Below are 22,165 nucleotides of genomic sequence, written 5' to 3'. Positions count from 1 at the left end.
TTTGCCATCATCTGCCACGAATTGACGCATTGGACATCGGCAAAGGGACGGCTCGATCGCGATCTCAGCCGCTATGGGACGGATCGCAGTGAGCGCGCCCGGGAAGAACTGATTGCCGAACTCGGCAGCGCATTCCTGTGCGCCGATCTCGGGATCGTTCCGGAACTCGAGCCGCGTCCCGATCATGCAAGCTATATCGATAGCTGGCTGACACTGCTCAGCGGTGACAAGCGCGCGATCTTCCAGGCGGCCTCACAGGCGCAGCGTGCCGTCGATTACCTGCACCACCTGCAGCCACGCATCGCAGACGAGGGGCGGCGTGAGCCGCCCTTTCACACATGACGATGCCGAATGGAAAACAGGACCCCGCCCAACCCGAGCGGGGTTGTTTCTCACTGGCTCGTTCAGTGCATCCCTTGGCCAGATCAAGTTTTCGACGCTTCTGATTAAATTCGCGGGCGATGACCGCTGCTCGCGGCTTGGCCAAGATACTGACGTCTCGGACTTGACGTGTATTGAAGAAAATGGCGCCCCGGAGAGCGCCTCCTCATCTTAAGTTTGCTGCTTTTCGAACAGTCCCGCAAATTCCGGATCCGCGTAATATCTGAGCTTTCCGGCGGCAATCGGCCGCTGTCCGGCGATGAACAGGATTTGGACACTGAGGGGCAGGTTGCGGACCTCATCGGGTGTCAGAAGCGGGCGGGCGACATGCTGCTCGGCCAACGAGAGACCGGTCTTTTCGGAATTGAGTGCGCGCGCAATCGTATTGAACACGACAGTCTCCTCACCGAGCAGATCGGAGACGAGCCGGGCACTGTCATGATCATTGACCCCGAAGACCTGCAACACGCCGGCATTCGATAAGAACGTGCCGGCGCGCTGGCCATAGGTGGCGCGTAGCTGATGAATGTCCTGGACGATGGGCCAGAGCTGCACGCCGTACCCCGCCATCAGCCCCATCGCTCGCTCGATCGGGGCGAGATGACCAAGGGCTGCAAACTCGTCGAGAAGATATAGGACGGGTGGTGCCGATGAACGTGGCGCCGATGGAACTGACGAAGGTGACGTGCGCGCCATCTCGATCAGGCTCTGGGAGATCAACAGGCGCAGCCAGCGCGAATAGGCCGCAAGCCTGTCTGGCGGCAACACCAGAAAGACGGTCGCCTTTTCTGACTTCAGATCGCCAAACCGGAAATCCGATCGCGAAAGCACGTTGGTCATGCGCGGGCTGTCGAGGAAATGCGTGTGCCGCTGGGCGGCCGAAAGCACGCCGCTTGCCTCACGATCGGACTTGCCTAGATGCCGATTGGCCGCACGCGCGATCAGTCCATTGACCGCATCACTGTCCTGCATCTCGTCGAGCAGGATGCGGAACGCTTCTGGTGCCAGCGTCAGCATGTGCCTCAGCATCGTCAGCGTGCGCCTGTCATCGGGCTGGGTTGCAACGACATGGAGGAGCAGTCCCGCAATCAGGGCCTTGGCTTCCTCGTTCCAGTGAGCATCGCCCGCAAGGCCTGGTTCGTCGAACACGAGCGCATCGGCAAGTGTGGCCGCGTCTTCGGCGACATCGATACTGTCAGCGTCAAAGCCGCTGAGAGGATTGAAGGCAGCCGATGGCATGCCGGAAATGCCGAATGGATCGAGGATATGAACCTGTCCGAAGCGGAGCCGTGCGTCCCCCGATATTGCTGCATTCTCGCCTTTCGGATCGACGCAGATGATCGAACGATCCGCCGTCAACAGGTTCGGGATGATCGTTCCGACACCTTTGCCGCTTCGGGTCGGTGCCATCGTGATGAGATGGGCCGGTCCGTCATAGCGGAGAAGCCGGCCCGAGCTAGGCGCGCGACCGATCAGCAGGCCGTCAGGTGATCGCGTCAGCGGTTTGATTTCCTTTTTGCTGGCAAGGCGCGCCGAGCCATGCGTGTCATCACTTGCCATTCCGAAATGGGTGATCAGGGGAGCCGACAGCATCCGCAGGAGCAGCGCCAGTGCAAACAGGAAAAACAGGCAATTGCCGACAAGGACGAGGATGCCTCCTTCGCTGCTGCCGGGAAGGCGCCAGGTCAGATAGTCGATCCCGATTGAGACGATCAGGATGATCAAGACATAGCCGAGCGCATGCATGGCGAACGACTTTGCGTAGCGGAACGGAAACGTGATCATCGCAACGATCGCCCATAGCGGGTCGCGCGCTGCCATGCGCATCATGTTTGCCGCTGCGCGTTTGACGAGAGCAAATTGGGTCATTGGCCCACCTCACTGTCAACGGTCTGGGTGCCCGAGGTTGGCGCCTGCGCCACCAGCAGGTCGTCAAATAGTTGCCGGTCGGCATCCCGGACCAGGAACTTCGGCAGTTCGGATCTGAGCCACGTGGCGAGCCCTTCCGATATCTGCACATCGCGGTTGGTCAGCCGATGCAGGATGAGGGCGCCGATCAGCACCTTGCGCCTGGTGTCGATGCTGCGCTCCTGCTTGCTGAGGCGAATCTGCAGTGTCTTTCGCCGCGCTTCCAGCTGCGCCAGCCGTTCGCCGATTGATTTCCGTGCCACGTTGCTGTCTCCCCTTTGAACGTTGCTGAAGCGCATGTCCGGCCAGGTGTCGTCCGCGATGAATGCGCGGCCATGAGGCTCATCGAACCCTTGCATTCCGGCAACTCGCAAATCTGCGGGTAGATACATGCAGCAGGCCACGGAGACACTGGTCGCGGGCATCGCCTGCATGCTCCCATTGGGCCGGAGGAGGCAAGCCGACGAGGGCACAAGGGCGCACTTACGAGTTGCCGGGCAACTCAGTGCGCGGGCCGGCAGACCCCGCGGGAAGAGGAGGACTATGGCGATCTATCATCTCAGCATGAAGGCGATCGCTCGCAGTGGCGGGCGCAGTGCTGTCGCCTCCGCCGCCTATCGTGCCGCGGCGCGGCTCACCAATGAGCGCGACGGGATGACCCATGACTTCACCAACAAAAAGGGTGTCGAGCATGCCGAGATCGTATTGCCCGCTGAAGTGTCGGCTGATTGGGCAATGAAGCGATCGGTCTTGTGGAACGCCGCCGAGCGTGCGGAGAAGCGAAGCGACGCGCGTATCGCCCGGGAATTCGAGATCGCGCTGCCGCACGAGCTCAATTCAGATCAGCGCTTGGCTTTGACCCGTGCGCTCGCCCAGCATCTCGCCAATCGCTATGGCGCGGCCGTCGACTTCGCAATCCATCAGCCCGACGTCAAAAGCGATCTGCGCAACTGCCACGCGCATCTGATGATGACGACCCGAGAGGTGAAAGAGTGTGGCCTTGGCGATAAGACGCTGCTTGAGCGAGAGAACCGATGGCTTCTCGCCAACCATATGCTCCCATCGCAGTTGCAGCTGCAGGAGCTCCGGCAAGCTTGGGAGCACCTCGCCAATCGGCATCTTGCGAAAGCAAGCGTCGATGTTCGCATTGACCACCGCTCGCACCTGGAGGCTGGGCTGACGATCGAGCCGACCGAACATGTCGGTGTTCACGCGACCCAGATAGGTCGCCAAGGTGGGCAAGTCTCGCGTGCCCGCATCGCTCCGCAATCGGCCGATCGAAATGCAGAGACAATTCGCCGGCGTCCCGAAGAGATTCTGAAGCTCATCACCAACGAGAAGAGTGTCTTCAACCGTTACGACATTGCCCGGGCCCTGCACCGCTACATCAATGATGATCCTCAGACATTCCAGAATGCCTTTGCATCAGTCATGTCGTCCAAGGCACTGGTCGAACTGAAACCTGAAACAGCGGATCGCGGCGGCAGCGGAGAGGCACGCTATTCGACGATGGAGATGGTTGCGGTCGAGGGTGCGATGGCAACCTCGGTGGTGGCAATGAAAGGACTTCAAAAGCACTGGGTCTCGAAGCGGCACGTTGAAAAAGCGATTTTCGATCAGGACCGGCTCATCAAGGCGAGCGGTGCATCATCGGGGCAGGGCCTGTCGGGCGAACAGCGTCGTGCGATCGAACATGTCACCGCGCCTGGTCAGATCGCAGTGGTGCTCGGCATGGCCGGTGCCGGCAAGAGCACGATGCTGGCAGCCGCTCGGCAGGCCTGGGAGGCTCAGGGCTATCGTGTTCACGGGGCAGCGCTTGCCGGCAAGGCGGCGAAGGATTGGAGGAATCGTCAGGCATAGTGAGCCGTACTCTTGCGTCCTGGGAATACAGTTGGCAGGCCGGTCGCAGTCGCCCCAAATCGAGGGATGTGTTCGTCATCGACGAAGCCGGAATGATTGGAAGCCGGCAGCTTGCGCGCTTCGTCGAGGAGATCAGAGAGGCTGGAGCAAAACTCGTCCTTGTCGGAGACCATGAACAGCTCCAGGCGATTGGAGCAGGAGCGCCGTTTCGAGCAATCGCAAAAGTGGTCGGACATGCGCAGCTTTCTGAAGTTCGCAGGCAAAGATCGGATTGGCAAAAGCGGGCCTCAATCGACTTTGCCTCTCACCGGACCGCTGCTGGGCTGTCAGCCTACAACGCACACGGAAATCTTCATCTGAAGGCAAGCCGCGAGGATGCTTTGAAGGCGATCATTGCGGATTATGTTGCTGACCGATCGGCAAACCCTGATGCTACACGCATTGCGATGGCGCACAGTCGCAAGGACGTGGCTTCGATCAATGCTGGAATACGGGCAGCATTACAGGAGCGTGGTGGCCTTGCGAAAGGCGCTAAAGGATCGGACGTTCAGGGTCATGAACTCACTTACCGGACGAACAACGGGATACGCGCCTTCGCCCCGTGCGATCGGATCGTTTTTCTGGAAAATGATCGCGACCTCGGCGTCAAGAACGGCATGTTGGGTGAAGTGATATCTGTCGCGCCGGACGCAATACAAGTCCGGCTTGATGGAAGCGCACAGGCGGCAAATGGCCAACGCTGCGTGACTATGCCGGTGAATAGTTATCAGGCGTTTGATCACGGCTACGCGACAACAATCCACAAGACCCAAGGGTCGACGGTGGATTGCAGTTTCGTTCTGGCATCGAGGACCATGGACCGACATCTGGCCTACGTCGCAATGACCCGTCATCGTGAGAAGGCGCAGCTTTATGCGGGGTTGGACGAGTTCAAGACGGTGCGGTCCTTGAGTGAGACACTCAGCAGGTCAGGGGCCAAGGAGACCACGCTCGACTATGCCCCATCGGTTGCCGGCCGACGCGGCATAGGTGATCACCATGGCAAGGGCGGTGAGGCCGAGAAGGAGGAGCGGTCCGTTCCGGCTGGGCACACTGTCGCGCCCACGCACGAAATGCCGTCGCTGAGTGGTCATAATGTGTGTGAAGGCGTCCGTCCTGAGAGGCTTGACCACGGTCATGATCGTCCGGTGCTAATTCCGGCAATCGCGAAGTATGAGAACAGCGTGGATGACGTCGCACGCTTGAAAGCGATGCCGGTATTTGAACGCGATTGGGAATCCGCGAAGTTGCTTGCCCGACGGATATACTCCAACGCACATGCCGTCATTGACGGGTTGCGGGGCCGCATTGTCGAAGGAAACGTAGACCCTGCTGAACTCGGGAAACAGCTTCGCTCCACACCGGAGACACTCGGCACTCTCGTCGGAAGGACAGGAACATTCGGAGAGAACGCCGAGCGCCGACAGGCACTTGGCCTCGTCAACGCGCTTGCGTTTCGTGTCGAACAATCCGGAAAGACTTGGCAACGCCGTTTTGAGGCGGAATGCAGTTCCGAGCAATGGAGGCGAGAAAAGCAGGATGTGATCGACGTGCCTGGTCTCAGCAACCATGCCGAGGCGCTGCTTCGGAAGCTCGATGATTTGCCTTACGCGGAAAAGGGGGCGTTCGTTGCACAGCTAAAGGTAACGATCGAGGGCTCCAAGGCGCTCGACGAGGCAAGTGAGACGGCGAGTGCGATCGAAAAACGCTTCGGCCGCGCCAATCCGTCGGATCTTGCGGAGCAGCTGAGGCGGGCTGGGCTCAATCAGACTGGCGATATCGAGCGCATCCGCGACGTCGTACGCCTCGCCGATCGTAGCCATCGGGCCGAACTCACTCAGCAGAGTGAGATGAAGCGCTCGCTTTCACGGAGGAAGGGGTTGCGATTGGGGATGTAGCGTCGACAATGCCGAACGCGCTGGCTGTCACCAGATGTTCATGGCGGAAGGCAAAAACTCGACTTGTGTGCCGTTCAGCAATGTGCAGACTTCATGTGGGTGGGGGACGGGAACGCGTGTCGGAGAAGGTGTTCGTAAGTGCGCAGGAAGTCGCTGATAGAGCGGGCGTTTCACGATCCGCTGTGTCGCGGACGTTTACGCCAGGTGCCAGCGTCTCACCCGAGACCCGGCGACGGGTGCTCGAGGCAGCCGAAACGCTCGGCTATCACGTAAATGCTCTTGCCCGCGGTCTCATGCGCAATGAAAGCGGCATTGTTTGCCTCATCGTGTCCGACGTGGCGACACCCAATCGTTCTGCTTTGCTACGCGAACTGACAATGTTGCTGCAGAATGCCGGCAAGGTGGCGATGTTGATCAACACGGACCGCTCGGACGGCAGCGTGGACCAAGCCCTTCGCCAAGCGATCCGCTATCGCGCAGATGCTTCGATCATCCTGTCCGGAATGCCGGACAAATCCATCGCACAACTCTGTCTGCGAAGCGGACAGCGGCTTGTCCTCATCAATCGCGATGACGAACAGCCCGGTCCATTGCGGATCAATCTTGATGATCGCGAGGCGGCCGGGCAGGTGGTGACCGCCTTCGTCAGAGCTGGATGCCGGAAGCTGGCTTTTGCCAACTCGGAAGCCGGAACACCAAGCTTGATGGCTCGTGAGCGGGGATTCGTCGCGGCGGCGAATGCGCTCGGAATGGAGGTTTCTGTCGAGCGTCATGGGTGGACGGGTTACGATGCGGGAAAAGTCCTTGCACAGCGAATGTTGACGCGCCTGGAACGCCCGGATGCCGTCTTCTGCGCGACCGACCTCCTCGCATGCGGGTTCATGGACGCCGCCCGCCACCAGTTTTCGATATCGGTGCCAGACCAGCTGTGCATTGCAGGCTTTGACAATATCGAGCAGGCCTCATGGTCCTCGTATGACCTGACGACCTTCGCCCAGCCGGTTTCAGCGATAGCTTCCAAGGCGATCGACTGGCTCTCGCATTCGCAGCCGGACAATGACGGCGCCCTCCAGGAGCAGTCGATCAGACTTCATGCCGAACTGGTTTGGCGCGGCTCGATTCGGGGCGGCTAAGTCGATCTGCCCGGCCGCGTTATTTCCATTCCCAGAACAGAGCAGATGCAAAAGGTCTGCGCAGCACCAAACTGTCCGTTCGAGCCGTCTGCTCGTAGGATGTGGCTTCCGCCTCCCCATTTAATCCAACAAAGTGCATCCGGGTGGACGCCGTCTTTGGTTGTCCCTTCCGACGGTAGTCAAAATGCACCGCACAGGTCGGGTACTGCCAATTATCGGTTAGAAGCTCGGCGAACTGTTTGGCATCCTGCTCGCGCCCCTGTCCGGTGAAGGCCAGAAACTGGCCAAGATTGAAGAACCCGCTGAACAGCGCATAGGCGCTTTCCTGCTGCATCCGGACAGCTTGCCCCGTCGTAAAGTCGCGTCGATAGGAGATGCCTTCCGTCAGCCCCTTCGCTTTTTTTGCGGAGTAGCTGACAAGGTTCTTTTGGGCCAGCAGTTCCATCGTCAACGCGTAGCTCTGATAGCTCTCCGCGTTGGTGTGCAGGTCATCGATCCTGGCTTTCAGGTCAACGATGTAGTCTCGATACAATGCGGCGGCCATCTCAACTGCTCCGGTGACGGTGGAGCGCGCTTGCTATCAGATTGTGCGGCGTGGCCAAACCGATATCGCGCCTCCCAAGCCGTTCCTGCGGAAAAATCGTATCAGATGTGCAGCGCGTGCCCCAACGCCTTCAGTGCTGCTTCCTGCACGGCCTCGCTCCGTGTCGGATGCGCGTGGATCGTGCCCGCGAGGTCCTCCAGCCGTGCGCCCATCTCGATTGCCAGCGCAAAGCTCGCCGACAGTTCTGAGACACCCGCACCGACGGCCTGCAGGCCAAGAACGAGACCGGTATCCGCACGCGCCACGACCCGCACGAAGCCTTCCTCAGACACCATCGTCATTGCGCGGCCGTTCGCGCTGAACGGGAATTGACCGACCCGGATCGCGTAGCCTTGGGCGCGCGCCTCCTCCGGCGAAAGTCCTGCCGTTACGATTTCCGGATCGGTAAAGCAGATCGCCGGGATGCAACGCTTGTCCCAGGCACGCTGCTTGCCGGCAACGATCTCCGCAACCATTTCTCCCTGCGCCATGGCGCGATGGGCCAGCATTGGCTCGCCGGTAATATCACCGATCGCATAGACGCCCCGCATCGAGGTGCGGCAGCGATCGTCGATACGCAGATATGGTCCTGTACGATCGAGATCGAGCTCTTCGATACCCGATCCCGATATTTTGGGGCGGCGACCCACGGTCACCAGCACGCGGTCGGCGGGAAGCAGTTGTTGCTGGCCGTCCGACGTCTCGACGGCCAGCGCATTGCCGTCGTCCGAAAGGCCCTTCGCTTTTGCGCCTGTCAGGACCCGAAGGCCAAGTTCGCCAAGCCGTCGTGCAACCGGCCGCACGAGATCGGCATCATATTGCGGCAGTATCTGCTCCATCGCCTCGACGATCGTTACCTCCGACCCCAGCTTCGCAAATGCCGTGCCGAGTTCGAGGCCGATATAGCCACCACCCACGACGACGAGTTTCTTCGGCAATTCGGCCAGCGAGAGCGCCTCCGTGGACGAGATGACCCAACCTCTGAATGGCAGCGCTGCGAGTTCCACAGGTTCGGAACCCGTAGCAATCACCACCGTCTCGGCACGAACGACCTGCGTGCCGACCTCCGTTTCGACCTCCACGGTTTTGCCGTCGCGGAAGGCCGCGCGGCCGTGAACGATCTTGACCCTGGCCTTCTGCAGCAGGGCGGAGACGCCTCCATTCAGCCGACCGACGATCCCATCCTTCCAGGCGATGGTCTTTGCGAGGTCGATCGAAGCAGCCTCGACACGAATGCCCATTGCGTTCTTGCCAGCAAGCATCTGTCTTGTGGCTCCGAACTCCTCGGCCGCATGGATGAGCGCCTTTGACGGAATACATCCGACATTCAGGCAGGTGCCGCCGGGCTTGCCCGCCTCGACGATGACGGTATCGAGGCCGAGTTGTCCGGCCCTGATGGCGCAGACATAGCCGCCCGGCCCGGCGCCGATGACGAGAAGCTTGCAGACGATCTCTTTCATGGATGTTAGCCTTCGATGAAGATAAGGGCGGGCGTCTCGAGAAGGACCCGAACACGTTGGACGAAGGTGGCGGCATCCCATCCGTCGATGATGCGGTGGTCGAAACTCGAGGAGAGATTCATCATCTTGCGCGGCACGAATTGGGTGCCGTCCCAGGCCGGGCGCACAGCGATCTTGTTCACGCCAACGATCGCGACCTCCGGGTGGTTGATGACAGGCGTCGAGACGATGCCGCCAAGCGCCCCAAGCGAGCTGATGGTGATGGTCGAACCGCTTAATTCATCGCGGGTCGCGGTGCCCGCGCGCGCAGCATCCGCCAGGCGGCCCATTTCGGTCGCGCACTCCCAGATGCCACGCGCCTCCGCGTTCTTGACAACAGGGACGACAAGCCCGGCGGGCGTCTGCGCGGCAATGCCGATATGGACACCGCCATGCCGGGTGAGGATGCCCTTGTCGTCGTCGAAGGTCGCGTTCACGTTCGGTTGTTCGGCGACAGCCCTCACGATTGCCCGCATCAGGAACGGCAGGACAGTGAGCTTCGGCTGCTCCGGTTTGCGGTCGCGGTTCATGGTGGCCCGCAATTCCTCCAGCGCCGTCATGTCGACTTCCTCGACATAGGTGATGTGGGGAATGCGAGAAGTCGACAACGACATCTTTTCGGCGATGCGGCGCCTGAGGCCGGTGAGCTTGATCTCCTCGGTCGACGTCCGTTTGGCGATCGTTACCGGTTGGGACGGCACTTCGCCGCGCGCGATAAATAGCTCGACATCCTCGCGAAGAATGCGGCCGGCGGGTCCCGATCCCTTGAGTTGGCGCAGGTCAACGCCGCTTTCCCTTGCAAAGAGCCGCACGGATGGTGATGCCAGCGGCTTTTCTGCCGGTGCCGGAGCCTCGGGGCGAAGCACAATCGCGGCCTTGGTGACCGGCCGGGTGTCCGGCTCGACTGCAGGGGGTGGACTGTCGGCAGCTTTCGCCGGTGCCTCGGCAGGAGGTGCCTTCACGTCGCCTGCCGTCTCGCCATCGCCAGTCTCGATCCTGACAAGCGGCGCCTTGACGGCGATCTTGTCGCCAACTTCAGCGCCCAACCAGACGACGGTCCCCGTAACGGGCGAAGGGATCTCGACCGTCGCCTTGTCGGTCATGACGGCGGCGATGACCATATCCTCCTTGACCGGGTCGCCCGCCTTGACGTGCCATTCAACAAGCTCGGCCTCCGCCACGCCTTCGCCGACATCGGGCATCTTGATCGTGAATTCGCCCATGTGTCAGGCCTCCATGACTTCGGCAAGCGCCCGTCCAACCCGTCCGGGGCCGGGGAAGTAGTCCCATTCCTGCGCATGCGGATAGGGCGTATCCCAGCCGGCAACGCGCATGACCGGCGCTTCGAGATGGTAGAAGCAGTGCTCCTGCACGAGAGATGCGATCTCTGCGCCAAACCCTGACGTCAGGGTCGCCTCATGGACGACGACGCATCGCCCGGTCTTGTTGACGGACTGCACGATGCTATCGAGGTCGAGCGGCAAGAGGCTGCGCAGATCGATCACCTCGGCATCGATGCCCGTGTCTTCGGCGGCAGCAAGCGCCACGTGCACCATCGTGCCGTAGGCGATGACCGTCACGGCTGAGCCTGAGCGCCGAATGTCGGCCTTGCCGATCGGGATCGAGTAATGGCCCTCGGGCACCTCTCCGAGGTCGTGCTTCGACCATGGCGTGACCGGACGCTCGTGGTGGCCATCAAATGGCCCGTTGTAGAGCCGCTTCGGTTCCAGGAACATCACCGGATCCGGATCCTCGATCGAGGAAATGAGCAGCCCCTTCGCGTCATAGGGATTGGACGGTACGACGACCTTCAAGCCGCAGACATGTGTGAACAATGCTTCCGGGCTCTGGCTGTGGGTCTGGCCGCCGAAAATGCCGCCGCCAGTGGGCATTCGCAACACGATCGGACATGTGAAGTCGCCGTTTGAGCGGTAGCGGATGCGGGCGGCCTCCTGGGTGATCTGATCGTAGGCCGGATACATGTAATCGGCGAACTGGATCTCGACACAGGGCTTCAGCCCATAGGCCGCCATGCCGATAGCGGTGCCGACAATGCCGGACTCGCTGATCGGCGTGTCGAAGCATCTTGTCTTGCCGTACTTCCCCTGCAGTCCTTGGGTACAACGAAACACGCCGCCGAAATATCCGACGTCCTCGCCGAACACCACCACGTTGTCGTCGCGGGCCATCGAAACGTCCATGGCGCTGCGCACCGCTTCAATCATCGTCATCCTGGCCATGTCAGAAACCTGCCTTCTGCCGCTGGCGACGAATGTGTGGCGGCATTTCCGCGTAGACGCCTTCGAAGATGTCTCGCACCGAGGGCTTGCCCCCTGCATGCAGCGTGCCGTGGTGCTCGGCCTGCTTCTGGGCTTCAATCACCTCATCCATGATTTCCGCTTCGGCCTGGACATGCCGCTCTTCCGACCATGCGCCCCTGATGATCAGGTGCTTTTTCAAGCGCAGCACCGGATCGCCCAGTGGCCAGGCTTCGGACTCCGTCTTTGGCCGATAGGCGCTCGGATCATCAGAAGTCGAATGGGCGCCAACGCGGTAGGTGACATATTCGATCAGGGTAGGTCCGAGGTTTCGCCGTGCCCGCTCGGTTGCCCAACGTGCGACGGCGTAGACCGCGAGATAGTCGTTGCCATCGACGCGCAGGGCCGGAATGCCGAAACCAAGTCCGCGCGCTGCAAACGTGCCGGAGCCGCCGCGGGCGATCCCCTGGAATGTCGAAATCGCCCACTGATTGTTGACGATATTGAGGATGACCGGGGCTTTGTAGGTAGAGGCGAACACGAGAGCGGAATGAAAATCAGACTCCGCCGTCGAGCCGTCGCCGATCCAGGCAGCCGCGATCCTGCTGTCGTTCTTGATGGCCGACGCCATGGCCCAGCCGACCGCCTGGACATATTGGGTGGCGAGGTTGCCCGAGATGGTGAAAAAGCCGTGTTCCTTCGACGAATACATGATCGGCAGCTGGCGCCCTCGCAACGGATCGCTTTCGTTCGAGAAGATCTGGTTCATCATCTCGACCATCGGATAGTCGTCGGCGATCAGGAGACCTGCCTGGCGGTAGGTCGGGAAGTTCATGTCGCCCTTGCGAAGCGCCTTACGGAAGGCGCAACTGACGGCTTCCTCGCCGAGATGCTGCATGTAGAAGGACGTCTTGCCCTGTCGCTGCGCCATGAGCATGCGAGCATCGAAGGCGCGAAGCTTCATCATGTTGCGCAGGCCGATCAGCAACTCTTCGTCGGAGAGCATGCCCGACCATGGGCCGACAGCCTCTCCCTCGCGGTTGAGGACACGAATGATCGAGTAGGCGAGGTCGCGGATCTCTTCCGGCGCAACGTCGACCTCAGGGCGCGGCACCACGCCTGCCTTGGCTATCTTCACGTTGGAGAAATCGGGTAGGCCGCCCGGCCGGACGGCAGGTTCCGGCACATGAAGGCTCAGTTGAGCTGTGTCCGTCATATCGTACTTTCCCTCCCAACTGCGGTGCTCGCTTCTCTCCTCAAAGAGGAACGCCGCAGTTCTTGTTCTTATAGATTGCGCGCGATCACCATTCTCTGCACGTCGCTTGTGCCTTCATAAATCTGGCAGATGCGCACATCCCGATAGATGCGCTCGACCGGATAGTCCGCCATATAACCGTAGCCCCCATGGATTTGGATCGCATCCGAACAGACCCGCTCTGCCATCTCGGACGCGAAGAGCTTGGCCATCGATGCTTCGGAGAGGCACGGCAGGCCATTGTCGCGCAGCGCCGCAGCGTGAAAGACGAGTTGGCGCGCTGCTTCGATCTGGGTCGCCATATCGGCGAGGCGAAAGGCGACCGCCTGGTGCTCTATGATCGCCTTGCCGAAAGCCGTGCGCTCGCGTGCATAGTCGCGCGCTGCCTCAAAAGCGGCGCGTGCCATGCCGACAGCCTGAGCGCCGATGCCGATGCGACCGCCTTCGAGATTTGCCAGCGCGATCCGGTAGCCTTCGCCCTCCGCACCCAACCGCAATTCGGCCGGGATGCGCATGCTGCTGAAGGCGATCTGACACGTGTCGGTCGAATGCAGGCCAAGCTTTTCCTCGACGCGGACGACTTCGTAGCCCGGCGTGTCGGTCGGTACGATGAAGGCGGTAATCCCCTTCTTGCCGGCATCCGGATCGGTCACCGCAAAGACGATGATCATCTGACCGTTCTTGCCCGACGTGATGAATTGCTTGGCGCCATCGAGCACGTAGTGATCGCCATCGAGGCGCGCGCGGCTGCGCAGGTTGGACGCTTCCGAACCTGCTTGCGGCTCCGTCAGCGCAAAGCCGCCAATCCATTCGCCGCTGGCAAGCTTCGGCAGGAAACGCTGCTTTTGCTCCTCGGTGCCGAACTTCAGGATCGGCACGCATGCGACCGAACTGTGGACACTCATGATGGTCGAGCATGGCCCGTCGCCTGCAGCGATCTCCTCGAGAGCTGCTGCATAAGCGAGCGTTCCGGTATTGGAGCCGCCATATTCCTCGGGAACCAGCATGCCAAGCAGACCGAGTTCGCCCATCTCGCTCATCTCTTCGCGCGGAAACCTGTGTTCCCGGTCACGTGCTGCCGCACCAGGGGCAAGTTGCTCGCGGGCAAAATCGCGTGCCAGATCGCGAATTTGCTGCTGGAGATCGGAAAGAACCATGCTTGCCTCCTTGCTGTCCGCTCTAGTGCCGCTCGATGGCCACGGCGGTCGCTTCGCCGCCGCCAATGCACAGAGCTGCCATCCCGCGCTTGAGGTCGTAGCGTTTGAGAGCGGCAAGCAACGTGACCAGGATACGCGCGCCGGATGCGCCGATCGGGTGGCCAAGAGCGCAGGCTCCGCCGTGCACGTTAACCTTTTCCTCTGGTAGCCTGAGGTCGCGCATCGCAGCCATGGCGACAACCGCAAAGGCCTCGTTAATCTCGAAGAGATCGACGGTCTCGAGCGGCCAGCCGGTGCGATCGGAGAGCTTCTGCAAGGCGCCGATCGGAGCCGTAGCAAAGAGATTGGGCGCCTGCGAGTGTGTGGCGTGTCCAGTAATGGTCGCGAGCGGTGCCAGTCCTTTGCGCTCGGCCTCGGAACGACGCATCAGCACGAGGGCGGCCGCACCGTCGGAAATCGAGCTGGAATTGGCAGCTGTCACGGTCCCGCCGTCACGAAAGGCAGGCTTGAGGAGCGGGATCTTGTCGATCTTCGCCTTGCCCGGCTGCTCGTCCCGGCTGACCGTTTGTTCGCTCTTTCCCGCAGCGATCGTGACTGGCGTGATCTCGGCTTCGAAGCAGCCGGTGTGGATCGCCTCTTGCGCTCGGGTCAATGATGTCACCGCATAATGGTCCTGCGCCTCGCGCGTGAACTGGTAAGCTTCGGCGCAGTCCTCGGCGAAGGTGCCCATCAAACGTCCCTTGTCATAAGCATCCTCCAGCCCGTCGAGGAACATATGATCGATGACGCGTCCGTGGCCGAGCCTGTAACCGCCACGGGCACGATCGAGAAGATAGGGCGCGTTGGTCATGCTTTCCATGCCGCCGGCGACGCCGATCGTGGCGCTGCCCGCTGCCAGGAGATCATGTGTCAACATGACGGCTTTCATGCCGGAGCCACACATCTTGTTGACGGTGGTTGCACCGGTCGAGAAAGGCAGGCCCGCGCCGATCGCCGCCTGCCGGGCAGGCGCCTGGCCGAGGCCGGCCGGGAGCACGCAGCCGAAGACGACCTCGTCGACGGCATCCAGCTCCACACGGCTTCGTTGAAGTGCCGCGCGGATCGCGGTGGCACCGAGGTCGGGCGCCGTTGCCCCTTTGAGTTCGCCTTGGAAGCCGCCGATCGGCGTGCGCGCCGTTCCGACAATGACGACAGGGTCCTGCAAAGCCATGTTCAAGTCTCCGGGTCAAAACGCGCTAGCGCGCGCTCATGCGCAATGCGCCGTCGAGGCGAATGACCTCGCCGTTCAGCATGCTGTTTTCACATATATGGCGCACCAGCGCCGCAAATTCCGCAGGCCTTCCGAGGCGTGGCGGGAAGGGCACGCTCTTGCCGAGCGCTTCCTGCACCTCATGTGGCATGCCGGCCATCATAGGCGTCTCGAAGATGCCCGGGGCGATCGACACGACCCGAATTCCATGGCGGGCAAGCTCGCGTGCAATCGGAAGCGTCATTGAGGCAATGCCACCCTTGGACGCTGCGTATGCGGCCTGTCCAACCTGTCCATCGAAGGCCGCGATCGATGCGGTGTTGACGATGACGCCGCGCTCCCCCTCAGCGTCCGGGTCCTGCTGCTGCATGGCAGATGCCGCCAATCGGATCATATTGAACGTGCCAACGAGGTTGATGGTGATCGTGCGCACGAAGCTGTCGAGGTCGTGGGGGCCGTTGCGACCGATGATCTTCTCGCCCGGCGCCACGCCTGCGCAGTTCACCAGCCCGCTCAGGCCGCCAAAGGCCCCCATCGCGGCGGCCACGACAGCTGCACCATCCCCGGCGCTTGTCACATCGGCCCTGATGTATCTTGCGTTCACCCCGAGTTCCGCGGCGATCGCTTCGCCGGCAGTCTCGTTGAGGTCGGCGATGATGACGCGCGCGCCGTTCTCAGCCAGCATGCGCGCCGTGGCAGCGCCCAGGCCAGAACCTCCACCGGTAACGATAAAGCTTCCTTCACGGATCAGCATCGGTTTGCTCCCATCACCTTGCGATCGTCTGCCCGGACTGTGACACCTCCCCGGCCCAGCCCAAGCTGACGGATTCTATTCCGTCGCCATATTGCAAGCGATGACAAAAATGCTGCATTGTTTCGGACAGTTTTGCCATAGGTGGAGGAGCTGGTGGCTGACATTGAGAGACGCATGATCGCGCGTGGCTTCGTCGAGGAGGCGCTTGACAGCTTGCGCCGAACAGGGCGGCCGACAGCGCCAATTCTATTGTCGCTGGGGCTGCCCGAGGTTATCGATGAGCCCGTATCCGCCGAGAGCTATGGCGCTCTCTGGCTTGCGATTGCCAAGGAGCTCGATGACGAGTTTTTCGGGATGGGCGGGCGTCCGATGCGAAGCGGCAGCTTTACGCTGCTTTGCCATTGTGTCCTGCAGGCGCCGACGCTCGGCCATGCGCTGCGCCGGGCACTGCGGTTCCTCGACGTGGTGCTGGACGATCCGCGTGGCAAGCTTGTTGTCAGAGACGGGCTTGCCCAGATCGAACTAACGGATGTCTGTGAAGCACGGTCGGCCTTCGCCTATCGCACCTACTGGATCCTTATCCATGGGATAACCTGCTGGCTGGTCGGCAGACGCATTCCGATTCGGCTTGTCGATTTCCGTTGCGCCGAGCCGACGCAGGGGGCTGACTATCGCCTCTTCTTCGGAGCGCCCGTCAGGTTTGGACAACCAACCAGTCGCCTCGGTTTCGACAGCGCAATGCTGGATTTGCCGGTCACACGCACGGAACAGGCGCTGAAGCAGTTTCTGCGGGGCGCACCGGCCAATATCCTCGTGCGCTATCGCTACGATGCGGGGCTCGCCTCCAGCGTCAGGCGGCGCTTGGACAAGGTGCCTCCTGCCGCATGGAAGAGATTTTCGGATCTCGCTGTTGAAATGCGGATACCGCCCTCAACCTTGCGTCACCGCTTGCGTGACGAAGGCCAGAGTTACGCCGGCATCAAGGATGACATACGCCGCGATCTTGCCGTCGATCTGCTGCTCAACACGTCGAAGACAACAGGCGATATCGCCGCCCAGCTTGGCTATTCGGAGCCCAGCGCCTTCTTCCGAGCCTTCCGCAAATGGATGTCGAAAAGCCCCGACGCGTTCCGGCGCGAGGGCAGTGGCGCGGCCGGGCAGGACGGGCGCAGCTCGCGGACGATGCGTCACGTCTCCCGGATCGAGCCCTGAACTTTTCAAGGTCCGTCACTCGGCGCATGAAAATACCCGGCTGACGATGGTATTTAAACGGCGCACCATTGCCGTGCCGAGTACGAGGGGGCGTCGTCAGGGGAGGGCAGCCAGGGATATGGCGGCAGCGAGCATTGCGGACTATCATGTTCCTCCGTGCATCGGTGCTTCGGATGCCGGAACGTGTGCCATCGAGCGCATGCGTGTTCTTGAAAGGAAAGGTTGATCGGTATGCCTGCCGCTCGCGAGGATTTGCGGGACTTCTTGCGCGGAGAACCGGATTGCATACTCGTCGAAGTGACGGGAGCGGTTGGCTCGACGCCGCGCGATACCGATGCCTGGATGCTGGTGTCCAAGAGCCGTTCCTTTTCAACGATCGGCGGCGGCCAACTGGAATATATGGCGATCGACCAGGCACGACGGGCACTCCGCCAGTCCCAGTCGGTAGCGACGATGAGCATTCCTCTCGGGCCTGAGATCGGTCAATGCTGCGGTGGTCGCGTTGGCCTTTCCTTCACCGCAGTCACAAGCGAACTGGCCGATGAGTTGATTGCTCGGGCCGATGACGAGATTGCCCAACGGCCCCATGTCTATGTCTTTGGAGCCGGTCACGTTGGCGACGCATTGGCCCTTGCGCTGTCACTGGCGCCATTGCGCACAATACTGGTCGATACCCGTGAAGACGAGCTTGCCGCCTCGCGTGCTTCGGGGATCGAAACGTGCCTGACCGCAATGCCCGAGGCGATCGTGCGCAATGCACCGGCAGGAAGCGCGTTTGTCATCCTCACCCACGATCACGCGCTCGACTTTTTGATTGCCACGGAAGCACTGCGTCGTGACGATGCCGCCTATGTCGGGATGATCGGCTCGAAGACGAAGCGTGCGACCTTCAGGAATTGGTTATCACGCGAAGTGGGCAGGCCAGAGCTTCTTGATCGCCTCGTCTGCCCGATCGGCGGCACCGCCATAAAAGATAAGCGCCCCGCTGTCATCGCAACGCTGGCGGCTGCCGAGATTATGGTGGCGGTGCTATCTTTCGGCGCGGGGGCCATTAGCGGAAAGCACAAGCTCAAGGCTGACGAATGACCTTTCGACTACCGCTCCCTCGAGGCAGCCGTCGGGTTCCTGACCGACCGTGATTTGTTACGATGTCACGATCGGTGGCTATCCGATGCCAAAGGGAACTCTTGACAGAGGCGTATGAATTTCGCGCCTTCGATGCAATGTTGTTCTGCCTCGCGCGGCAAGCAGCCTGTCCATTTCATGCCGGGAGCTGCCGAAACTGGTCAGCAGCCGCCGCGCTTCTCCCTTGTCGAGGCAATACTGTCTCTGCAACATGGCCGGTGAATACGATATCTCGCGTGACTCTTCTCTCATGACGTCTCCTTTCAACTAGGAAACAATCGCGGGCGCTCGGTCGTTCCTTCACTGCTTGAGACCGCGTGTAAGATTGGGCGAGGTCGAGGGCTACGGCCTGACGGCTAAGCCGACTTCGGTCGATGGGTCGGACGGACCGTGTGGCGTTCGATCCGCCCCGCGACTGAAAAGATCAGCACCTCGACTTCCATGTCGATCCTGTCGCCATCCATGAGCCTGACCACGTCGTCGATACCCGAGGTCGGGTGGCCATCAATCGCAAGCAGGTAGTCACCTTCCCGAAGCCCGGCTCGCGCTGCGGGACTGTCAATTTCGACCCGGCGCAGTCGCACTGCCGTTGTCTGGGCAAGCCCGGCTTCCAGGGCCACGCGGCGTTGCAGTTCCACGGTATCCGCCGCGATGCCGATGTAGGCGCGCCTCACATGGCCGAACCTCAAGAGTTCCGACACAACATGCTTGGCGGTGTTGGAAGCGACGGAGAAGGCGATGCTTTGCGCACCTTGGATCACGGCCGTGTTGACGCCAATGACCTCGCCTGCCGAGGACACCAGCGGGCCTCCGGAATTTCCCGGATTGAGCGCCGCATCGGTCTGGATGATATCATCCATCAAGCGTCCGCTGGCGGCACGCATCGATCGGCCGAGCGCGGACACGATGCCAGCCGTCACCGTCCACTCGAAACCGAGCGGATTGCCAATTGCGATTGCGATGTGGCCGCGCTTCAAGCTCTTCGAGTCCCCAAGCTTGGCCCAGGCGCCCGGCCAGTCGTTCGCTCGAATGAGAGCGAGGTCGCTGTCCGGATCCCGGCCCAGCACCTTGCCCTCGATCACGGCGCCATCTGGCGTTTTGATGCGAACGGTTTTGGCATCGTCGACGACATGGTTGTTCGTCACGACAAGACCATCGGGAGAGATCGCGAAACCGGAACCGTGTCCGGTGCGGCCGCCCACCCTTTCAATGCGACTGACCGCGGGGCCGACGAGGTCGACCGCGTTCGATACAGAATGAGAATAGGCATCCAACAGGCTAGCGTCCTGAGACGGTTGGATGTCACGATCCAGGAATCCCATGAAAACTCCTCCGACGCGCAAGCGTCGCTTTGAGGAACGGCAGCGGCTGCAAAGGCGAGGGGCTGTCGGTTCGACAGGTTGAAATAGTGTCTATTCAGATGAGATTGCGCGCAACTTAAATCAAGGGGTGAGTCCGAGCTGCTGTAGCGGACACGTTCAGAGACGCCGGCATTGCGCCGACCCATCACTGAAATTTGACCCAGGGGATGCAAGGCAACGTCGCCTGCATATCAAGCTGTGCTACATTTTTGACTGCTTGGATAAAGGGATTGGAGTGCCATGTTTGCGACGCTCGCGATGCTGATCAGCCTCTCCGGTGCAACCCCCGTTGTGGCGGAACCCGGGGGAGGCGAGGTTGACGTGAAACTCGTCCTTGCTGTCGATACCTCTCGATCCATGGATCAGGAAGAGGCTCGCATCCAGCGCGAAGGCTATGTCGAGGCGCTCAAGCACAGAGAATTCATCGACGCGGTGACCGGGGGCCTCACAGGCCGCATTGCGATCAGTTACTTCGAATGGGCGGGCTATGTGGTGCCGGATTCCGTCATCGATTGGCATGTGATCGCGACGGAACAGGACGCGATCGACTTTGCCAACAAGCTCGAGCAGCGGCCGATCGCCACGCAGCGCCGCACGTCGATCTCCACCGCGATTGCGCAAGGGGCTGCGATGATCGTCTCCAGCCCCTACACCGGTATGCGACAGGTGATCGACGTCTCGGGAGACGGTACGAACAATTCCGGCAGTCCGGTTGCGCCAACGCGCGACAAGGCAGTGGAGACGGGCATGGTCATCAATGGACTTGCGCTCATGCTGCGCCCGTCCGGGGCTCCAGCCGGTCTCGACAGGTATTATGCGGATTGCGTGATCGGCGGCCCCGGTTCTTTCGTCTTGCCGGTCTACAAGATCGAGGATTTCGCCGTCGCGGTGCGGCGGAAACTTGTGCTTGAGGTCAGTGGTCTTCCTCCACCGCCGGCGACACAGCGGATCGCCGGCCAACCCGCGACCGACTGCATGATCGGCGAGCGGCAATGGCAGGACATGTTCGAGCGATGATCGCGAGCCGGCTGCCGCCCGCTCAGCCCCTCAAAGTGTCGCGCAGCACATCGAAGACGCGGGCATCCAACGTCTGGGAAACATTGAAGCGCATAAAGTTCTGGGCTGATTGTGAAAGGCTGAACGCGTTTCCTGGGGCGAGGACAATTTTCTGTTCCAGGGCAGCGCGTGCAACATCGGCGGCGTTGACGTCTCCGGGCAACCGGCACCAAAGAAACATGCCTGCCGAGGGTTCCAGCCAGGGAACGATGCCGAGGTTCTTCAGCTTCGCCGAGACGTTAAACATCGCCTCCGAGAGCCGGCTGCGCAGAGCCTCGACATGCTTGCGGTAGTTGCCATCACTGAGGACCTTATAAACAAGTTCGGACGAAAGCCGCCCGCCGCCGAATGTGGTGGCGATCTTGAGGTCGATCAGTGCGTCGACCCATTCCGGCTTTGCGGCGATGAAACCGCAGCGCGCCGAGGCCGACAGGGTTTTGGAGAAGCTTCCGATATGGATGACCCTGTCCAGGCCATCAAACGCCGCAAGACGGGGCGCCGGCGTGTGCTCGAAATCGGCGAAAATATCGTCCTCGACGATGGTGAGTTCAAATTGATCCGCGATCTTCAACACCTTGTGGGCCGCAACAGGAGAAAGCGTCGCGCCTGTCGGGTTGTGGATTGCCGAGTTGGTGATGTAGAGGCGTGGTCGGTGTTCAGCGACAACCTGGCCGAACAGTTCGATGTTCGGACCTGAGGGTGTATAGGGAACGCTGACGATCCTGGCACGATGGGCCCGCAGCAGCGCCTGGAAATTGAAGTAGCAGGGATCATCCACCAGCACGACGTCATCAGGTTCGAGAAGGAAACGGCAGAGGAGATCGATCGCCTGTGTGCCCGATTCCGTCAGCATGATCTGATCCGGGGAGGCCTCCACGCCTCGCTCCGCCATGCGTCGCGCGATGTGCTGGCGCAACGGCGGTAATCCAAGGGGCGAGCCGTAGTCGGCGAACGCCGTGTTGTCGGCACGCGACAGTGTTCGCAAGGCCCGTCGAATGCCGTTTTCCGGAAGCCAGGACGGTGGGAGCCAGCCGCAGCCTGGCTTCAGATCCCCGTCATCGGCTTCAAGCGACTGCCGGGATACCCAGAACGGATCGACGGCTCGGTCCAGCTTGGGGCCGATGTCGGAGAGGGAAAATGGAGCGGCCTGGTTTGCGACGTAGAAACCGGAACCCGGTCGAGACAGGATCACGCCTTCGGCAACCAGGCGCTCATAGGCGTCGACGACCGTCGACGTGGACACGCCGGATGCTTTGGCCATTGCCCGCACCGATGGCAATTTCGCGCCTGGCGTCAGGTTGCGGCCGGCGATCCGTTGCCGGATCGTGGCCATGACCGTCGCCACCCGGCTGGTGTTGAGTTCCGTATTTACATCCATCTGTACTGCTACCTCAAGCATAACAGTTTTCTTGAACTGTACCAGATTGTCGCTGGCGC

17 protein-coding genes and 1 pseudogene are annotated in these 22,165 nt (G+C 61.2%); 6 read left to right on the top strand and 12 right to left on the bottom strand.

Annotated elements, in window-relative coordinates; translation table 11 throughout:
* Positions 1 to 342, top strand: a 342-nt coding sequence (locus tag AF71_RS23090) for a zincin-like metallopeptidase domain-containing protein (RefSeq protein ID WP_246733778.1), incomplete at its 5' end; no start/stop codon positions are given.
* Positions 343 to 552: 210 nt separating this feature from the next.
* On the opposite strand, the gene AF71_RS23085 is transcribed toward AF71_RS23090, so the two are convergent.
* Positions 553 to 2,250: a type IV secretory system conjugative DNA transfer family protein gene (locus AF71_RS23085; protein ID WP_169683334.1), complete on the bottom strand. Its 1,698-nt coding sequence runs from the start codon at positions 2,248 to 2,250 to the stop codon at positions 553 to 555.
* A complete protein-coding gene (locus AF71_RS23080; RefSeq protein ID WP_169683338.1) occupies positions 2,247 to 2,552 on the bottom strand; it encodes a mobilization protein in 306 nt (101 codons plus the stop codon). Before AF71_RS23080 ends, AF71_RS23085 begins: the two co-directional genes overlap by 4 nt.
* Positions 2,553 to 2,832: 280 nt before the next feature.
* On the opposite strand from AF71_RS23080, the pseudogene traA reads away from it, so the two are divergent.
* A pseudogene (gene traA / locus AF71_RS23075) lies at positions 2,833 to 6,086 on the top strand (Ti-type conjugative transfer relaxase TraA).
* A gap of 116 nt (positions 6,087 to 6,202) precedes the next feature.
* On the top strand, positions 6,203 to 7,219 hold the full coding sequence (locus AF71_RS23070; protein WP_169683332.1) for a substrate-binding domain-containing protein: 1,017 nt from the start codon (positions 6,203 to 6,205) through the stop codon (positions 7,217 to 7,219).
* 19 nt (positions 7,220 to 7,238) lie between these two features.
* Here AF71_RS23070 and AF71_RS23065 read toward each other — a convergent pair whose 3' ends face one another.
* The 8 genes from AF71_RS23065 to AF71_RS23030 form a co-directional block, all read right to left on the bottom strand.
* Positions 7,239 to 7,763 carry a hypothetical protein gene (locus tag AF71_RS23065; RefSeq protein WP_169683329.1) on the bottom strand — a complete coding sequence of 175 codons (525 nt, stop codon included), beginning with the start codon at positions 7,761 to 7,763 and terminating at the stop codon, positions 7,239 to 7,241.
* Between the two features lie 101 nt (positions 7,764 to 7,864).
* Positions 7,865 to 9,262: a dihydrolipoyl dehydrogenase gene (lpdA, locus tag AF71_RS23060; RefSeq protein ID WP_169683327.1), complete on the bottom strand. Its 1,398-nt coding sequence runs from the start codon at positions 9,260 to 9,262 to the stop codon at positions 7,865 to 7,867.
* Positions 9,263 to 9,267: 5 nt separating this feature from the next.
* Complete coding sequence (locus AF71_RS23055; RefSeq protein ID WP_169683325.1) at positions 9,268 to 10,524, bottom strand: dihydrolipoamide acetyltransferase family protein; 1,257 nt, start codon at positions 10,522 to 10,524, stop codon at positions 9,268 to 9,270.
* Positions 10,525 to 10,527: 3 nt separating this feature from the next.
* Positions 10,528 to 11,541, bottom strand: a complete 1,014-nt coding sequence (locus AF71_RS23050; RefSeq protein ID WP_169683323.1) for an alpha-ketoacid dehydrogenase subunit beta — start codon at positions 11,539 to 11,541, stop codon at positions 10,528 to 10,530.
* A 1-nt stretch (position 11,542) separates the two neighbouring features.
* Entirely contained in the window at positions 11,543 to 12,775 is a 1,233-nt protein-coding gene (locus AF71_RS23045; RefSeq protein ID WP_018857998.1) for a thiamine pyrophosphate-dependent enzyme, read from the bottom strand.
* 68 nt (positions 12,776 to 12,843) lie between these two features.
* Positions 12,844 to 13,971, bottom strand: coding sequence for an acyl-CoA dehydrogenase family protein (locus AF71_RS23040; protein WP_169683321.1), 1,128 nt, complete (start codon positions 13,969 to 13,971; stop codon positions 12,844 to 12,846).
* Between the two features lie 22 nt (positions 13,972 to 13,993).
* On the bottom strand, positions 13,994 to 15,181 hold the full coding sequence (locus tag AF71_RS23035) for an acetyl-CoA C-acyltransferase (RefSeq protein ID WP_169683320.1): 1,188 nt from the start codon (positions 15,179 to 15,181) through the stop codon (positions 13,994 to 13,996).
* 25 nt (positions 15,182 to 15,206) lie between these two features.
* Positions 15,207 to 15,974: a 3-hydroxyacyl-CoA dehydrogenase gene (locus AF71_RS23030; protein ID WP_169683318.1), complete on the bottom strand. Its 768-nt coding sequence runs from the start codon at positions 15,972 to 15,974 to the stop codon at positions 15,207 to 15,209.
* Between the two features lie 153 nt (positions 15,975 to 16,127).
* On the opposite strand from AF71_RS23030, the gene AF71_RS23025 reads away from it, so the two are divergent.
* Together AF71_RS23025 and xdhC are read left to right on the top strand one after the other, a co-directional pair.
* Positions 16,128 to 17,186 carry an AraC family transcriptional regulator gene (locus AF71_RS23025; RefSeq protein ID WP_169683316.1) on the top strand — a complete coding sequence of 353 codons (1,059 nt, stop codon included), beginning with the start codon at positions 16,128 to 16,130 and terminating at the stop codon, positions 17,184 to 17,186.
* A 231-nt stretch (positions 17,187 to 17,417) separates the two neighbouring features.
* Entirely contained in the window at positions 17,418 to 18,272 is an 855-nt protein-coding gene (gene xdhC, locus AF71_RS23020) for a xanthine dehydrogenase accessory protein XdhC (protein ID WP_169683314.1), read from the top strand.
* Between the two features lie 395 nt (positions 18,273 to 18,667).
* Here the strand turns inward: xdhC and AF71_RS23015 are convergent, their stop codons facing one another.
* Positions 18,668 to 19,633, bottom strand: coding sequence for a trypsin-like peptidase domain-containing protein (locus tag AF71_RS23015; RefSeq protein WP_169683312.1), 966 nt, complete (start codon positions 19,631 to 19,633; stop codon positions 18,668 to 18,670).
* Between the two features lie 279 nt (positions 19,634 to 19,912).
* Between AF71_RS23015 and AF71_RS23010 the strand changes: the two genes are divergently transcribed.
* On the top strand, positions 19,913 to 20,689 hold the full coding sequence (locus tag AF71_RS23010; protein ID WP_169683310.1) for a DUF1194 domain-containing protein: 777 nt from the start codon (positions 19,913 to 19,915) through the stop codon (positions 20,687 to 20,689).
* A gap of 22 nt (positions 20,690 to 20,711) precedes the next feature.
* On the opposite strand, the gene AF71_RS23005 is transcribed toward AF71_RS23010, so the two are convergent.
* A complete protein-coding gene (locus AF71_RS23005) occupies positions 20,712 to 22,127 on the bottom strand; it encodes a PLP-dependent aminotransferase family protein (protein WP_169683308.1) in 1,416 nt (471 codons plus the stop codon).
* Positions 22,128 to 22,165 lie beyond the last annotated feature (38 nt).

It is taken from the genome of Rhizobium sp. 57MFTsu3.2 (genome assembly GCF_012932765.1).
Taxonomy (GTDB): domain Bacteria; phylum Pseudomonadota; class Alphaproteobacteria; order Rhizobiales; family Rhizobiaceae; genus Rhizobium; species Rhizobium altiplani.
This window is presented reverse-complemented; position numbering and strand designations above follow the sequence as displayed.

Bases quoted from the DNA above. Each gene is read 5' to 3' on its own strand.
- AF71_RS23010 (WP_169683310.1), top strand. From the start codon at position 19,913: ATGTTTGCGACGCTCGCGATGCTGATCAGCCTCTCCGGTGCAACCCCC.
- lpdA (WP_169683327.1), bottom strand. From the start codon at position 9,262: ATGAAAGAGATCGTCTGCAAGCTTCTCGTCATCGGCGCCGGGCCGGGC.
- AF71_RS23035 (WP_169683320.1), bottom strand. From the start codon at position 15,181: ATGGCTTTGCAGGACCCTGTCGTCATTGTCGGAACGGCGCGCACGCCG.
- xdhC (WP_169683314.1), top strand. From the start codon at position 17,418: ATGCCTGCCGCTCGCGAGGATTTGCGGGACTTCTTGCGCGGAGAACCG.
- AF71_RS23045 (WP_018857998.1), bottom strand. From the start codon at position 12,775: ATGACGGACACAGCTCAACTGAGCCTTCATGTGCCGGAACCTGCCGTC.
- AF71_RS23050 (WP_169683323.1), bottom strand. From the start codon at position 11,541: ATGGCCAGGATGACGATGATTGAAGCGGTGCGCAGCGCCATGGACGTT.
- AF71_RS23030 (WP_169683318.1), bottom strand. From the start codon at position 15,974: ATGCTGATCCGTGAAGGAAGCTTTATCGTTACCGGTGGAGGTTCTGGC.
- AF71_RS23055 (WP_169683325.1), bottom strand. From the start codon at position 10,524: ATGGGCGAATTCACGATCAAGATGCCCGATGTCGGCGAAGGCGTGGCG.
- AF71_RS23015 (WP_169683312.1), bottom strand. From the start codon at position 19,633: ATGGGATTCCTGGATCGTGACATCCAACCGTCTCAGGACGCTAGCCTG.
- AF71_RS23085 (WP_169683334.1), bottom strand. From the start codon at position 2,250: ATGACCCAATTTGCTCTCGTCAAACGCGCAGCGGCAAACATGATGCGC.
- AF71_RS23040 (WP_169683321.1), bottom strand. From the start codon at position 13,971: ATGGTTCTTTCCGATCTCCAGCAGCAAATTCGCGATCTGGCACGCGAT.
- AF71_RS23005 (WP_169683308.1), bottom strand. From the start codon at position 22,127: ATGCTTGAGGTAGCAGTACAGATGGATGTAAATACGGAACTCAACACC.
- AF71_RS23065 (WP_169683329.1), bottom strand. From the start codon at position 7,763: ATGGCCGCCGCATTGTATCGAGACTACATCGTTGACCTGAAAGCCAGG.